This window comes from Pseudokineococcus lusitanus, from assembly GCF_003751265.1.
GTDB classification, from domain to species: domain Bacteria; phylum Actinomycetota; class Actinomycetes; order Actinomycetales; family Quadrisphaeraceae; genus Pseudokineococcus; species Pseudokineococcus lusitanus.
Genome location: NZ_RJKN01000001.1, coordinates 141,209 through 154,696 on the forward strand (window position 1 = coordinate 141,209; position 13,488 = coordinate 154,696).

General features: G+C 77.1%; 15 protein-coding genes. 13 read left to right on the top strand and 2 right to left on the bottom strand.

The features are described from left to right. Window positions 1-7: 7 nt before the first annotated feature. Window positions 8-427, bottom strand: coding sequence for a DUF3054 family protein (locus EDC03_RS00575; protein WP_199719817.1), 420 nt, complete (start codon window positions 425-427; stop codon window positions 8-10). Window positions 428-579: 152 nt separating this feature from the next. On the opposite strand from EDC03_RS00575, the gene dop reads away from it, so the two are divergent. The 7 genes from dop to EDC03_RS00610 all read left to right on the top strand — a co-directional run bounded on the left by dop (window position 580) and on the right by EDC03_RS00610 (window position 7,602). Beyond that, window positions 580-2,166: a depupylase/deamidase Dop gene (gene dop / locus EDC03_RS00580; RefSeq protein ID WP_123378716.1), complete on the top strand. Its 1,587-nt coding sequence runs from the start codon at window positions 580-582 to the stop codon at window positions 2,164-2,166. A gap of 116 nt (window positions 2,167-2,282) precedes the next feature. Further along, entirely contained in the window at window positions 2,283-2,492 is a 210-nt protein-coding gene (locus EDC03_RS00585; RefSeq protein WP_123378277.1) for a ubiquitin-like protein Pup, read from the top strand. A 410-nt stretch (window positions 2,493-2,902) separates the two neighbouring features. After that, entirely contained in the window at window positions 2,903-3,763 is an 861-nt protein-coding gene (gene prcB, locus EDC03_RS00590; protein WP_123378717.1) for a proteasome subunit beta, read from the top strand. Then, on the top strand, window positions 3,760-4,587 hold the full coding sequence (gene prcA / locus EDC03_RS00595; RefSeq protein ID WP_123378278.1) for a proteasome subunit alpha: 828 nt from the start codon (window positions 3,760-3,762) through the stop codon (window positions 4,585-4,587). The genes prcB and prcA overlap by 4 nt, the downstream gene beginning before the upstream one ends. A 44-nt stretch (window positions 4,588-4,631) precedes the next feature. After that, entirely contained in the window at window positions 4,632-5,999 is a 1,368-nt protein-coding gene (pafA, locus tag EDC03_RS00600) for a Pup--protein ligase (protein WP_123378279.1), read from the top strand. 142 nt (window positions 6,000-6,141) lie between these two features. After that, window positions 6,142-7,167 (top strand): FKBP-type peptidyl-prolyl cis-trans isomerase, encoded by a 1,026-nt coding sequence (locus tag EDC03_RS00605; RefSeq protein WP_123378280.1) that lies wholly within the window; start codon window positions 6,142-6,144, stop codon window positions 7,165-7,167. A gap of 63 nt (window positions 7,168-7,230) precedes the next feature. Further along, on the top strand, window positions 7,231-7,602 hold the full coding sequence (locus EDC03_RS00610; protein ID WP_123378281.1) for an FKBP-type peptidyl-prolyl cis-trans isomerase: 372 nt from the start codon (window positions 7,231-7,233) through the stop codon (window positions 7,600-7,602). A 57-nt stretch (window positions 7,603-7,659) separates the two neighbouring features. Here the strand turns inward: EDC03_RS00610 and EDC03_RS00615 are convergent, their stop codons facing one another. After that, window positions 7,660-8,814, bottom strand: coding sequence for a DUF3866 family protein (locus EDC03_RS00615; protein WP_123378718.1), 1,155 nt, complete (start codon window positions 8,812-8,814; stop codon window positions 7,660-7,662). A gap of 117 nt (window positions 8,815-8,931) precedes the next feature. On the opposite strand from EDC03_RS00615, the gene EDC03_RS00620 reads away from it, so the two are divergent. From EDC03_RS00620 to EDC03_RS00645, 6 genes are all read left to right on the top strand, one after another. Further along, window positions 8,932-9,909 (top strand): helix-turn-helix transcriptional regulator, encoded by a 978-nt coding sequence (locus tag EDC03_RS00620; protein WP_123378282.1) that lies wholly within the window; start codon window positions 8,932-8,934, stop codon window positions 9,907-9,909. Then, complete coding sequence (locus tag EDC03_RS00625) at window positions 9,906-10,979, top strand: helix-turn-helix transcriptional regulator (protein WP_199719819.1); 1,074 nt, start codon at window positions 9,906-9,908, stop codon at window positions 10,977-10,979. The genes EDC03_RS00620 and EDC03_RS00625 overlap by 4 nt, the downstream gene beginning before the upstream one ends. Next, on the top strand, window positions 10,976-11,290 hold the full coding sequence (locus tag EDC03_RS00630) for a hypothetical protein (RefSeq protein ID WP_123378283.1): 315 nt from the start codon (window positions 10,976-10,978) through the stop codon (window positions 11,288-11,290). The genes EDC03_RS00625 and EDC03_RS00630 overlap by 4 nt, the downstream gene beginning before the upstream one ends. A 63-nt stretch (window positions 11,291-11,353) precedes the next feature. Next, a complete protein-coding gene (tatA, locus tag EDC03_RS00635) occupies window positions 11,354-11,650 on the top strand; it encodes a Sec-independent protein translocase subunit TatA (RefSeq protein ID WP_123378284.1) in 297 nt (98 codons plus the stop codon). 59 nt (window positions 11,651-11,709) lie between these two features. Then, window positions 11,710-12,480, top strand: a complete 771-nt coding sequence (gene tatC, locus EDC03_RS00640) for a twin-arginine translocase subunit TatC (protein ID WP_123378720.1) — start codon at window positions 11,710-11,712, stop codon at window positions 12,478-12,480. Window positions 12,481-12,511: 31 nt separating this feature from the next. After that, window positions 12,512-13,474, top strand: a complete 963-nt coding sequence (locus EDC03_RS00645; RefSeq protein WP_123378285.1) for a diacylglycerol/lipid kinase family protein — start codon at window positions 12,512-12,514, stop codon at window positions 13,472-13,474. Window positions 13,475-13,488: the final 14 nt, after the last annotated feature.

Consider the following 13,488-nt stretch of genomic DNA (forward strand, 5'->3'; position numbering starts at 1 on the left):
CGCCGCGTCAGCCGGCGCGGCGGGCCGCGACCCGGGCGATCGCCCGCCAGCCGAGCAGCAGCACGGCGAGGACGAGCGTCGTCACGAGGAGGAAGGGGGCGGGCGCGCCCTGCCCGCTCGCGAGGCGCAGCACCGCCCCGACGACGACGGCGCCCGCCAGCACGAGCACGCCCGCCGGCACGAGGCGCGTGGGGTCGCGGTGCACCCGCGGCAGCGCCCACGCCAGCACGACGCCGACCCAGAACGGCAGCGCCACGAGCAGCACCGTCCCGAGGCCGGTGCCCGCGCCGTCGCCCGCGTGCGAGGCCCGGCCGACGAGGGCGAAGACGAGGACGGCCACGAGGTCGACCGCCAGCCCGGCGGCGGGCGGGCGCGCCGGTGCCGACGGCGCGGCGGGGGAGGGACGGCGGGACGGGCGGCGGCTCACGGGGCCACCGTAGGCTCGCCGTGATGAGCAGCGACGCCGCCACGGCCGGTCCGACCGACGACGCCGGCCCGGCCCCCGCCGCGGGCCGCAGCCCGGGCACCGGCGGCCGCGCCGACGGCCCGTGGGGCCGTGACGGCGGCGTCCGCCGGGTCATGGGCCTGGAGACGGAGTTCGGCATCAGCGCGCCGGGCGAGCCGGGGGCGAGCGCCGTCGTCCTGTCCGGCCGTGTCGTCGCCGCGTACGCCCAGCCCGCCCCGGGGTCCGGCCCCGTGCGCCGGGGCCGGCGGCCCACGCGGTGGGACTACGCGGACGAGGCGCCGCTGCGCGACGCCCGGGGCTTCGAGCTCGACCGGGCCCGCGCCCACGCCAGCCAGCTCACCGACGTCCCGCCCGACGTGGCCGCCGAGGTGCGCCCGTCGGCCGGCCTCCACGTCGCCGAGGAGCTCGAGGAGGCGGGCCTGGCCAACACCGTCCTCACCAACGGCGCCCGCCTCTACGTCGACCACGCGCACCCCGAGTACTCGGGCCCCGAGGTGACGACGCCGCGCGACGCCGTCCTGTGGGACCTCGCCGGCGACGAGGTCGCCCGCGAGGCGATGCGCCGCGTCTCGGCGTCCCCGGGCCTCGGCGAGCTCGTCCTCTACAAGAACAACACCGACGGCAAGGGCGCCTCGTACGGTACGCACGAGAACTACCTCGTCCCGCGGTCCGTCCCGTTCCGGGACCTCGTGCGGGCGCTCGTGCCCTTCTTCGTCAGCCGTCAGGTCGTCGCGGGCGCGGGCCGGGTGGGCCGGGGCCAGACCGGCGAGCAGACCGGCTTCCAGCTGAGCCAGCGCGCGGACTTCTTCGAGACCGAGGTGGGCCTCGAGACGACGCTCAAGCGGCCCCTCGTCAACACGCGCGACGAGCCGCACGCGACCGCGGAGCTCTGGAGGCGGCTCCACGTCATCGTCGGCGACGCCAACCTCAGCCCCGTCGCGACGCTGCTCAAGACCGGCACGACGTCGCTCGTCCTCGCCATGGTCGAGGCCGGCGAGATGCCGGACCTGTCGGTCGAGCAGCCCGTGGCCGCCGTCCGCGCCGTCAGCCACGACCCGTCGCTGCAGCACCTGCTGACGCTGCGCACGGGGGAGCGGCTCACCGCCGTCCAGCTCCAGTGGCGCCACCTCGAGGCCGCCCGGGCCTTCGTGGCGCGGCGCCAGGGCGACGCCGTCGACCCGGACACCGCCGAGGTCCTCGACCGCTGGGAGCAGGTCCTCACCGACCTCGAGGCCGACCCGCTGCGGTGCGCCGACCGGCTCGACTGGGTGGCCAAGCTGCGGCTGCTCGAGGGGTTCCGGCGCCGGGAGGACCTGTCCTGGGACGCCGCCCGGCTGCACCTCATCGACATCCAGTACGCCGACCTCCGTCCCGAGCGCGGCCTGCACGCCCGGCTCGTGGGCCGGGGCGCGGTCGAGACGCTGCACACGCCCGCGGAGGTGGCGCACGCGGTGACGACGCCGCCGGAGGACACGCGCGCCTGGTTCCGCGGGGAGTGCGTGCGCCGCTACGGCGACGCCGTGGCCGCGGCCAGCTGGGACTCCGTGGTCCTCGACGTGCCCGGCCGGACGTCGCTGCAGCGCGTGCCCGTCCTCGAGCCGCTGCGGGGGACGCGGGCCGCCGTCGGCGCGCTGCTCGACCGCTGCGGCACCGCGGCAGACCTCGTGGCCGCCCTCACCGGCGGGCGCCCGGCGTCCTGACCGACCGCCCGTCCTCTCCGTCCTCTCCGTCCCCCCGGTGACCGGGACCCCGGCGGGCCTACCATCGGCGACGTCGGCACGGGCGGCCCGCACGGGCCCCGAGCACGGGAGCAGCCATGGCAGGCCAGGAGCAGCGCAGGCACGAGCGGCGCGAGGTCGAGACCGACGAGGTCGTCGAGCCCGTGCCCCCGGCACCGGCGGCCGGGGCCGCGACGACGTCCGCGTCCGACAGCGAGGTCGACGACCTCCTCGACGAGATCGACGACGTCCTCGAGGCCAACGCCGAGACCTTCGTCCGCTCCTTCGTCCAGAAGGGCGGCGAGTAGCCGCTCCGGCCGGACCCCGGCGCGGCGGCCGTCGGCCACGGTCCCACCTCTGCTGCCGACGTCGAACGGGCGACGTCTCCTGACCCGACGTCGCTGCCGACGTCGAACGGGAGACGTCTACTGAGCCGACTTCGCTGCCAAAGTCGAACGGGAGACGTCTCCTGGCGCGACTTCGCTGCCAAAGTCGAACGGAAGACGTCTCCTGGCCCGACTTCACTGCCAAAGTCGAACGGGGAAGGCCTCCCGGGACGACTTCGCTGCCGAAGTCGAACGAGGAAAACCCGCTGGCACGACGTCGGCAGCGACGTCGGGGTGGGCGCGCCCGGCCCGCCGCCGCGGCGACGGCGGGAGATCGGGTCCGCCTCTCGGCGGGCCCGCCGTCGGGGGCCGTGGCTAGGGTCGTCCGGGTGATGCCCGCCGCTCCCGTCCCGCCCCCCGGAGGCCCGTCGGGCCGCCTGCCCGCGGCCTTCCACGTCGCCGGCGCCGCCTCCTTCGTCGACCTCGTGGCCGGGACCGACCCCTCGTTGCTGCCGGGCCGGCGCCCGCTGCCCGCCGGGGCGCTGCCGCCGGAGCTCGACCCGCCGCACGCGACGACGATCGTCGCCCTCACCTACCCCGGCGGCGTCGTCATGGCGGGCGACCGCCGGGCCACCGCCGGCTCGACCATCGCGCACCGCGAGATCGAGAAGGTCTTCCCCGCGGACGCGCACTCGTGCGTCGGCATCGCGGGCACGGCCGGGATCGCCGTGGAGATGGTGCGGCTGTTCCAGGTCGAGCTCGAGCACTTCGAGAAGATCGAGGGCGCCGTCCTCTCCCTCGACGGCAAGGCCAACCGGCTGTCGGCGATGGTGCGCGGCAACCTCGGCCTCGCGATGCAGGGCCTGGCCGTCGTGCCGCTGTTCGCCGGCTACGACGCCGCCCTGGGCCGCGGGCGGATCTTCAGCTACGACGTCACGGGCGGCCGCTACGAGGAGCGCGGGCACCACTCCGTCGGCTCCGGCTCTGTCTTCGCCAAGGGCGCGCTCAAGAAGCTGCACCGGCCCACCCGCGGGGTGGACGACGCCGTCGCCACCGCCGTGGAGGCGCTCCACGACGCGGCGGACGACGACTCCGCCACCGGCGGCGTCGATCTCGTCCGCGGGGTCGTGCCGGTCGTCGCCGTCGTCGACGAGGCCGGGTACCGGCGCGTGCCGGACGAGCGGGTGCTCGCCGTCGCCCGCGAGGTGCTCGCCGCCCGCACCGCCCGCCACGAGGAGGACACGCAGCCGTGACGCAGCCGTTCTACGTCTCGCCCGAGCAGCTCATGCGCGACCGGGCGGATTTCGCGCGCAAGGGCATCGCCCGCGGCCGCTCGGTCGTCGTCCTGGGCTACGACGCGGGCATCGCGCTCGTCGCCGACAACCCCTCCCGGGCGCTGCACAAGGTCAGCGAGATCTACGACCGCATCGCCTTCGCCGCCGTCGGCAAGTACAACGAGTTCGAGAACCTGCGGGTGGCGGGCGTGCGCTACGCCGACCTGCGCGGGTACTCCTACGACCGGGCCGACGTCACGGCCCGCGGCCTCGCCAACGCCTACGCGCAGACGCTGGGCAGCGTCTTCACGACGGAGAGCAAGCCGCTCGAGGTCGAGATCGTCGTCGCCGAGGTCGGCGCCACGCCCGACGACGACCAGGTCTACCGGCTCACCTACGACGGGTCGGTGGCCGACGAGCGCGGTGCCGTCGTCATCGGCGGGGCGTCCGAGGCCCTGGCGGGGGTGCTCGCCGAGGGGTGGCGCGCCGACCTGCGGCTGGGCGACGCGCTGGCCCTGGCGCGCCGCGTCCTGGCCACGGACCCGGCCGCCGCCGCCGCGGGCCCGGCCCGGGAGCTCACGGCCGCGTCGCTGGAGGTCGCCGTGCTCGAGCGCGGCCTCCCGCGGCGCTCGTTCCGCCGGCTCACGGGCCCGCTGCTGGACCGGCTGCTGTCGACCGAGGACCCGACGGCCGACGCGCCGCCGGCCCCCGAGGTGGCGCCGCCGCCCGGGGCCGCCCAGGTCGCCGACCGCGCCCACCCGGGCCTGCCGGACGACCGGCCCTCCGGGCCGGCGGCGGGCTGAGCGTGCCGCCGACCGGGCGACGGGCCCGGACGTAGGGTCGCGCCATGGAGCGCCGCATCTTCGGGCTGGAGACGGAGTACGGCATCACCTGCGTCACCGAGGGCTCACGGCGGCTCACGGCGGACGAGGTGGCGCGCTACCTCTTCCGCACCGTCGTCGCGTGGGGCCGGTCGAGCAACGTCTTCCTCGGCAACGGGGCACGGCTCTACCTCGACGTCGGCTCGCACCCCGAGTACGCGACGCCCGAGTGCGACGACGTCACCCAGCTCGTCGTCCACGACCGGGCCGGCGAGCGCATCCTCGAGGGGCTCGTGGCCGACGCCGAGGCGCGTCTCGCCGAGGAGGGCACGACGGGGGAGATCTTCCTCTTCAAGAACAACACGGACTCCGCCGGCAATTCCTACGGCTGCCACGAGAACTACCTCGTGCCGCGGGCGGGGGAGTTCAGCGCGCTGTCGGACGTCCTCATCCCCTTCCTCGTCACCCGGCAGGTGCTCGTGGGCGCGGGGAAGGTGCTGCAGACGCCACGGGGCGCCAGCTACGCCTTCTCCCAGCGGGCCGACCACATCTGGGAGGGCGTCTCGAGCGCGACGACGCGCTCGCGGCCCATCATCAACACCCGCGACGAGCCGCACGCGGACGCCGAGCACTACCGCCGCCTGCACGTCATCGTCGGCGACTCGTCGATGGCCGAGCCGACGACGATGCTCAAGGTGGGCGCCGTCGACCTCGTCCTGCGGATGCTCGAGGCGGGGGCGCCGCTGCGGGACATGGCCCTGGAGAACCCGATCCGGGCCATCCGCGAGGTGAGCCACGACCTCACCGGCCGCCGCCCGCTGCGCACCGCCGGGGGCCGGCGGCTCAGCGCGCTCGACATCCAGGGCGAGTTCCTCGAGCGGGCGCGCGCCTTCGTCGAGCGCGGCGACGCCGGTGAGGTCACGGCGACGACGAAGGCCGTCCTCGACCTGTGGGAGCGCGGCCTACGGGCGGTGGCCACGGGGGACACCTCGCTCGTGGACCGCGAGCTGGACTGGGCCATCAAGAAGCGGCTCGTCGAGCGCTACCTGCACAAGCACGACCTCACGCTCGCCAGCGCCCGGGTCGCCCGGCTCGACCTCGCCTACCACGACGTCTCGCGCACCCGGGGGCTCTACCACCGCCTGGCCGAGCGGGGCCTCGTCGACCGGGTGACGACCGACGCCGACGTCGAGGACGCGCGCACCGTGCCCCCGCAGACCACGCGGGCCCGGCTGCGGGGCGACTTCGTCCGCGCCGCGACGGCCGCCGGGCGCGACTTCACGGTGGACTGGGTGCACCTCAAGCTCGGCGACCAGGCCCAGCGGACGGTGCTCTGCAAGGACCCCTTCGCCAGCGTGGACGAGCGGGTCGAGCGGCTCATCGCGGCCGTCTGAGCGGGCGACGACCGCCCCCCGCGCCCCGCCGCCACGGATCTCCCTCCGAGCGGCCCCCCAGGGGCCCGGGCTACCGTGCGGGCGGCCGGCGACGTCGCCGGCCCGACCGCCGGGCACGAGCCCGGCCCGACGAGAGGTCCCCGTGCGACACCTGCTGCACCGGCCCGCCCGGTCCCCCCGGCCCGGCCGCCCCGCGTCCCGACGCCCGGCCCTGGCGGTCACCGCCGGCGCCGCCGCGCTCGTGCTCGTCCTCTCCGGCTGCGGCGACGACAGCAGCGGCACCGACGCCGACCAGCCGGAGACGTCCGACCCCTTCAGCCAGGTCGAGGTCGTCGGCGAGCCCGACGCGCCGACGCTCGAGGTCGACGCGCCGCTCAGCGTGACGACGACCGACGTGAAGGTGATCGACGAGCCCGAGGACGCCGACGCGCCGGTCGTCGCCGAGGGCGACCTGGTCTCGATGGACGTGCTCGCCGTCTCCGGCGGGACCGGCGACACGCTGCAGTCGACCTACGGCTCGCCGACCCAGCTCGGCCTCCTCGCCGACCCCGGCACGACGGTCCAGGGCCTCGTCACCGGCGTCGTCGGCCAGCAGGTCGGCTCCCGCGTGCTCGTCGCCGTGGCGCCCGAGGACTTCCCCGTGCAGACCCCGCAGACGTCGACGACCACGGGCGACGGCTCCGTCGTCCTCCTCATCGACATCGAGGGCGCCAGCACGCCGCTCGAGCGCGCGGAGGGCGAGGAGGTCGCCGTCCCCGAGGGCCTGCCGTCGGTCGAGCGGGCCGAGGACGGTGCGCCGACCATCGGCGCCGCCGAGGGCGACCCGCCCACCGAGCTCCGCGTCGAGACGCTCGTGCAGGGCACGGGCGAGCCCGTCGCCGAGGGCGACACCGTCGCCGTCCGCTACAGCGGGGTCGTCTGGGGCGAGACCGAGCCCTTCGACTCCGCCTGGGTGGACGACCGCCCGCCGTTCGTCTTCGCCGTCGGCGCCGGCCAGGTCATCCCGGCCTGGGACCAGGGCCTGCAGGGCGTGCCCGTCGGCAGCCAGGTCATGGTCGTGGCCCCGCCCGACACCGCCTACGGCGACAACGAGCAGGGCGCCATCCCCGCCGGCTCCACGCTCGTCTTCGTCGTCGACGTCCTCGCCGCGGTGCCCACCGCGCGCTGACGCCGCCCCCGCCGGGCGCCCCGCCCGGCCGTCCCGACCGACCCCACGCACCCGGAGGTGCCCGTGACCGACAAGCCCGACGTCCAGATCCCCGCCGGCGACCCGCCCGCCGACCTCGAGCTCGAGGACCTCGTCGTCGGCGACGGCGAGGAGGCCACCGCCGGCCGGACCGTCCACGCGCACTACGTCGGCGTCTCGTGGTCGACGCAGCAGCAGTTCGACGCGTCGTACGACCGCGGCCAGCCGCTGTCCTTCCGGCTCGGCGCCGGCCAGGTCATCTCCGGGTGGGACACCGGGATCCAGGGCATGCGCGTCGGCGGCCGCCGGCGCATCACCATCCCGCCGCACCTCGGCTACGGCGACCGTGGCGCCCCGCCCGTCATCGCCCCCGGCGAGACGCTCGTCTTCGTCGTGGACCTCGCCGGGGTCTCCTGACCCGCCGACCGACCGACCGCCGTCCCGGGACCTCCCGGGCCGGCGGGCGGCGTCGTCTCACCCCGTCGTGGGGGAGGCCGCCTCCCGGCCCGCCGCCGCCGCAGCGAGGAAGGGCGCCGGGTCGACGTCCGGCCCGCGCCCCATCGTCGACAGCCCCACCGGGCTGGCCGCCAGGGCGACGTCGAGCCCCTCGACGTCCACCTCGACGAGGCGGTGGCGCCCGCCCCCGTCCGGGCCGAGCGCCCGGGCCTGCTCCCGCACCCGCTCGCCGAGCGCCCCGCCGAGCCGCGGCACGACGACGTCGGCGGCCGCCAGCGCCACCCGCCCGTAGGCGGTCAGCGAGTGGTGCGAGACGCCCCGGTGCCGCTCGCGGGCGTCCGCCCCGGACACCCGCAGCGAGGCCAGGGGTCGCCCGCCGAGCGTCGCGACGGCGTTGACGGCCTCGCCGCACGCCACCCCCGAGAAGCCCCACCGGGTGCCCGTCCCGAGGTTGCCGGGGCCCTGCGCGACGACGACGAGGTCGGCGCCGAGCACATGTCGGGCGGCCAGCAGCCCCGTGTGGAGGGTCACCGCCTCCACGTCACCGCCGAAGGACTGCCCCGTCGACACGACGGCGTCGAGCCAGCCCGCGGCCCGCAGGCCCGCCGTCGTGCGCGACAGCGCCGCCGGCAGCGCGCCGCCGTCCGTCATGACGTAGACGCACCGGCCCGGCCCGAGCCCTGCCGCCGCCCTACCGGCGCGCCACCCCGCGAGGACGGCGGGGAGCGCGGAGTGCAGGTCCGCGACGACGACCGGCAGCCCGCCGAGGTCGTCGGCGTCCACGAGCGCCCCGTGGTGCGGCGACTCCTGCTCGTCGACGCCGAGGACCATGGCCTGCAGCGGGGTGTAGCGGGCCTTGACGAGGTGGCCCGGTGCGGGCGGCGGGTCGGCGGGCAGCCGGTCCGGCAGCGCGACGACGCCCGCGGACCCGCCCGTGCCGAGGCCCCGCGCGAGCGCCGAGACGCTGAGGACCACGGCGTCACCGGGCTCGGGGGCGCCGACGACGTCGACGAGCGCCACGGCGCGGACCCGGTCGGCCGCACCCTCTCGCGCCGCCTCCTCGTCGGGGGCCCCACCGAGCCGGGGGAGCGGCACGTCGAGGTCGACCTCGACCTCGCGCGCCCCGGGCCACTCGCGCACGAGGCGGTGCACGCGCCCGCGCCGCCAGTGCACGAGGCCGCGCCGGACGCCCGCCCCGTCGTCCGTCGTCGTCGCCCCGTCGCCGCCCTCGCGCTCGTCCACGCCCCGACGCTAGGGGGGAGCGCCCCCCGGCTCGGGTAGCGTCGCCGGGTGGCTGCCGCCGAGCGCACCGAGCGCCTGCTCAACCTCGTCATCGCGCTGCTGTCGACCCGTCGCCGGCTGCGCAAGGACCAGATCCGCCAGGCCGTGCCCCAGTACGCCGCCGCGGCGACCGACGAGGCCTTCGACCGGATGTTCGAGCGCGACAAGGAAGAGCTGCGCGACCTGGGCGTCCCCCTCGTCACCGGCAGCGACGAGGCGTGGTTCGAGGACGAGGTGGGCTACCGCGTCGACCGGGACGCCTGGGAGCTCCCGGCCGTCGACGTCACCCCGGCCGAGCTCGCCGTCCTCGGGCTCGCCTCGCGGGTGTGGCAGCAGGCCAGCCTCGCCGGGCCGGCGTCGCGCGCCCTGGTCAAGCTGCGCGCCCTCGGCGTCGAGCCGGACGAGTCCTCCCTCGTCGGCGTCGAGCCGCGGGTCCGCACGACCGAGCCCGCCTTCGGCCCGCTCTACGCGGCCACGCGCGACCGCGCCCCGGTCGCCTTCCGCTACCGGACGGGGGCCACGGGCGTCACCGCGCGGCGCCGCGTCGAGCCCTGGGCCATCACCTCCTGCTACGGCCGGTGGTACCTCGTGGGGCACGACCTCGACCGGGAGGCCCCGCGCGTCTTCCGCCTCGACCGCGTCGCCTCCTCGGTGACGCGCACGGGGAAGCCCGCGACGGCGCCCGTGCCGGAGGACCTCGACGCCCGGGCCCTCGTGCGCGGCCGCACCGAGCAGCCCGCCGAGCGCACCGCCCGCGTCCGCCTCGCCGGCCGCGCCGGCGCCGGCCTGCGGCTGCGGGCCGGGGCCGCCCCGGACGCCGGGGTGGTCGACGTGCCCTTCGCCGACGTCGACGAGCTGGCCGCCGAGGTGGCCGCGCTCGGTGCCGACGCCGTCGTCCTCGACCCGCCCGACCTCCGCGACGCCGTCGCGGCGGGCCTGCGGGCCGTCCTCGCGGCGCACGACGACGCCGCGGCGGTGGCGTCGTGAGCCCCGCGGCCCGCTCGGGGCCGGGCGGCGGCCGGGTCTCCGGCCCGCCCGCGGTCGCGCCGGGAGCGGGGGCGGCCGACCGCCTCTCGCGGCTGCTCGCGATGGTCCCGTGGCTGCTCGAGCGGCAGGGCGTGGCGCTCGACGACGCCGCGCGGCACTTCGCCATCACCACCGACCAGCTCGTCGACGACCTCGAGCTGCTCTTCGTCTGCGGCGCCCCGGGCCACATGCCCGACGACCTCATCGAGGCGGAGTGGGAGTCGGGCCGGGTCTACCTCGGCAACGCCGACGCCATCTCGCGGCCGCTGCGGCTCGGGCAGGACGAGGCGCTCGCGCTCCTCGTCGGCCTGCGCACCCTCGCCGACCTCGAGCGGCCCGGGGGAGGGCAGGACGCCGTCGTGCAGAGCGCCCTCGCCAAGCTGTCGGCCGCCGCGGGGGACGCCGCGGCCGCGGCCACGTCCGTGCAGGTCGACATCACCGCCGGCGCGGACCCGGGCGTGCTCGCCGTCGTCCGGGGCGCCCTGGCGCGCGGCCGCCGCCTCCACCTGCGCTACCTCGTCGCCACCCGCGACGAGGTGACCGAGCGCGACGTCGACCCGCTGGACCTCGCGACGCTCGACGGGCGCTGGTACCTCCAGGCCTGGTGCCACCGGTCCCAGGGGCTGCGCCGCTTCCGGCTGGACCGCGTCCTCGCGGCCGACGAGCTCGAGGTCGCGGCGCGGCCGCCCGCCGACGTCGCCGACGCCCGCTTCGGCGACGAGCTCTTCGCCCCGGACGAGCGCGGGCCCCTCGTCGTGCTCGACCTCGCGCCGGCGGCGCGGTGGGTCGCCGAGTCGGTGCCCGTGGAGGACGTCGCCGAGCTCGACGCGGGCCGCGACGGCGAGCCCGTGCTGCGCGTGCGACTGCGCGTCGTCGACGACGCCTGGCTGCGCCGGCTCGTCCTGCGGCTCGGCGGCGCCGCCCGCGTGGTCTCCCCGCCGGCGCTCGCCGCCGAGGTGGCCGCGGCCGCGCGGGCCGCGCTCGCGGCGGCCGGGGACGCGCCCTCGGGCCCGGCTAGGGTCGACCCGTGACGTGGTGGGCGTGGGTGCTGCTCTGGCTGCTGCTCGTCGGCGTCTCCGCCGTCGTGCTCGTGCGCCTCGGCCTCGGCGTGTGGCGCAAGGGCACCGCCGTGCTGGCCGAGGTCGGCCGGGCGGGCGCCGTGTCCGCCGAGCTGTCCGCGCAGGTGACGCGGCTGCGGGCCGAGCAGCCGCGCGAGCCCGTCGTCACCACCGCCTTCGACGACCCCGTGGCCCTGCGGCGCGAGCGCACCGCACGGCTCGCCCAGCGGACCCGGGCCCGGCGACGCCGGTCCGGGCTCGTCGGGCGTACATTGCACCGGTAAGAGCCGACGACGACCGGTCGGGCCGAGCAGCGGCGTGACCACCGTGACGAGGAGACCCGCACCATGCGTCCCGAGCCGTGGCACATCCTGATCCTGCTGATCGTCATCATCGTGCTGTTCGGCGCCAAGCGGCTGCCGGACATCACGCGCAACGTCGGCAAGTCGATGCGGATCTTCAAGACCGAGGTCAAGAGCCTCCGGGACGAGGACACCCCGGCGTCGGGCAGCACGGGCACGACCGGCACGACCGGGTCCGCCGCCGACGAGGCGCCCCGCGCGTCGCTCGAGGGCAGCGCGGTCGACGAGGCGCGCGAGCACGAGCGCCGCCGCGCCGACGAGCACCACCGCCCCTCCGCCTGAGCGTGGCCCTCCGCACCCCCAGCCGCCGCCGCGGGCCGAAGCGGGACCCCGAGGGGCGGATGCCGCTCGGGTCCCACCTGCGCGAGCTGCGCAACCGCCTCGTCATCGCCGCGGTCGCGGTCGTCCTCGGGGCGGTCGCGGGCTGGTTCCTCTACAACCCGGCCATCGAGGCGCTCAGCGCCCCGCTGACGGAGGCCGCCGTCGCCCAGAACCGCGAGGGCGACATCGAGCTGAACTTCAACAGCGTCACGAGCCCCTTCGACCTCAAGGTCAAGGTGTCGGTCTTCCTCGGCATCCTCGTCTCGAGCCCGATCTGGCTCTGGCAGCTGTGGGCCTTCGTCACCCCCGGCCTCACGCGCAAGGAGAAGCGCTACGCGGGCGGCTTCGTCGTCGTCGCCGTCCCGCTCTTCCTCGGCGGGGCCGCGCTGGCCTACCTGGCCCTGCCCCGGGCCGTGGCCTTCCTCGTCGACCTCACCCCCGACGGCACCGTCAACTACGTCGACGCCCAGGTCTACCTGGGCTTCGTCATGCGGATCCTCCTCGCCTTCGGCATCGCGTTCCTCCTGCCCGTGGTCCTCGTGGCGCTCAACATGGTCGGGCTTCTCGCCGGGCGGACGATGCTCAAGGCGTGGCGCTGGGTCGTCGTCGTGTGCTTCACCTTCGCGGCCGTCGCGACGCCGAGCCCCGAGGTGACGGCGATGTTCACCCTCGCCCTGCCCATGTGCGCCCTCTTCTTCCTCGCCATCGGCATCTCCATGCTGCTCGACCGCCGGCGGGCCAAGCGCGAGGGCTACGCCGACCTCGCCGACGACGAGGTCAGCCCGCTGTGAGCCGAACGACCCCGACGCCCGGCCGACGCGCGTGAGCGCGGACGACCCGCTCGTCTGCCTCCTCACCAACCCCACCTCGGGGGCCGGCCGCGGCCGGGGCGCGGCCAGCGCCGTCACCGCGGAGCTGCACCGCCTCGGGGTCCGCTTCTTCGACGCCACGGGCAGCAGCGCCTCCGGCTCCCTGCGCCGGGCCCACGTGGCCGCCGCCGGGGCGGACGCCGTCGTCGTCGTCGGCGGGGACGGGATGGTCCACCTCGCCGCGGAGGTCGCCGCGGCCCACGACCTGCCCCTGGGCGTCGTCCCCGCCGGGACGGGCGACGACGTGGCCCGCGGCCTGGGCCTAGCCGTACGCGACCCGGGCGACGCCACGCGCGCCGTCGTCGCCGCGCTGCGCGCCGGCCGTACCCGCCCCGTCGACGTCCTCGCCGTGCGGGGCGGCGACCCCGCCGGCTCGCCCGAGCACCGGGGCTCGCCGCGCTCGGCCGGCAGCGACCGGTACGAGCGGGTCGTCCTCGGCGTCGTCTCCGCCGGCTTCGACGCCCTCGTCAACGAGCGCGCCAACGGGTGGAGCTGGCCGCGGGGGAGGGCCCGGTACGTCATGGCCGTGGCCCGCGAGCTGCCCGGGCGCCGCTCGCTGGACTACTCCCTCGTCGTCGACGGCGTCCCCGAGCACCGGCAGGCGCTGCTCGTCGCCGTCGCCAACACGGCGAGCTTCGGCGGCGGCATGCGGATCGCCCCCGACGCCGACCCGGGCGACGGCGTGCTCGACCTCGTGGTCGTCGCGCCGCTGCCGGCGTGGGAGCTGGCGCGGGTCTTCCCCCGGGTCTTCAGCGGCACCCACGTCGGCCACCCGGCCGTCGAGGTGCGGCGCGTGCGGGAGGTCGAGCTGGCCGCCGAGGGCGACGACCTGCCCGTCTACGGCGACGGCGAGCGGCTGGGCACGCTGCCCCTGCGGGTCGGCGTGCGACCGGGGGGCCTGCGCGTCCTCGCCTGAGGCGCGCCTACGCT

What these genes read in the sequence shown, in the direction of transcription:
- tatA (WP_123378284.1), top strand. Translation starts at nt 11,354, where the DNA reads ATGCGTCCCGAGCCGTGGCACATCCTGATCCTGCTGATCGTCATCATC.
- prcB (WP_123378717.1), top strand. Translation starts at nt 2,903, where the DNA reads ATGCCCGCCGCTCCCGTCCCGCCCCCCGGAGGCCCGTCGGGCCGCCTG.
- EDC03_RS00585 (WP_123378277.1), top strand. Translation starts at nt 2,283, where the DNA reads ATGGCAGGCCAGGAGCAGCGCAGGCACGAGCGGCGCGAGGTCGAGACC.
- pafA (WP_123378279.1), top strand. Translation starts at nt 4,632, where the DNA reads ATGGAGCGCCGCATCTTCGGGCTGGAGACGGAGTACGGCATCACCTGC.
- dop (WP_123378716.1), top strand. Translation starts at nt 580, where the DNA reads ATGGGCCTGGAGACGGAGTTCGGCATCAGCGCGCCGGGCGAGCCGGGG.
- tatC (WP_123378720.1), top strand. Translation starts at nt 11,710, where the DNA reads ATGCCGCTCGGGTCCCACCTGCGCGAGCTGCGCAACCGCCTCGTCATC.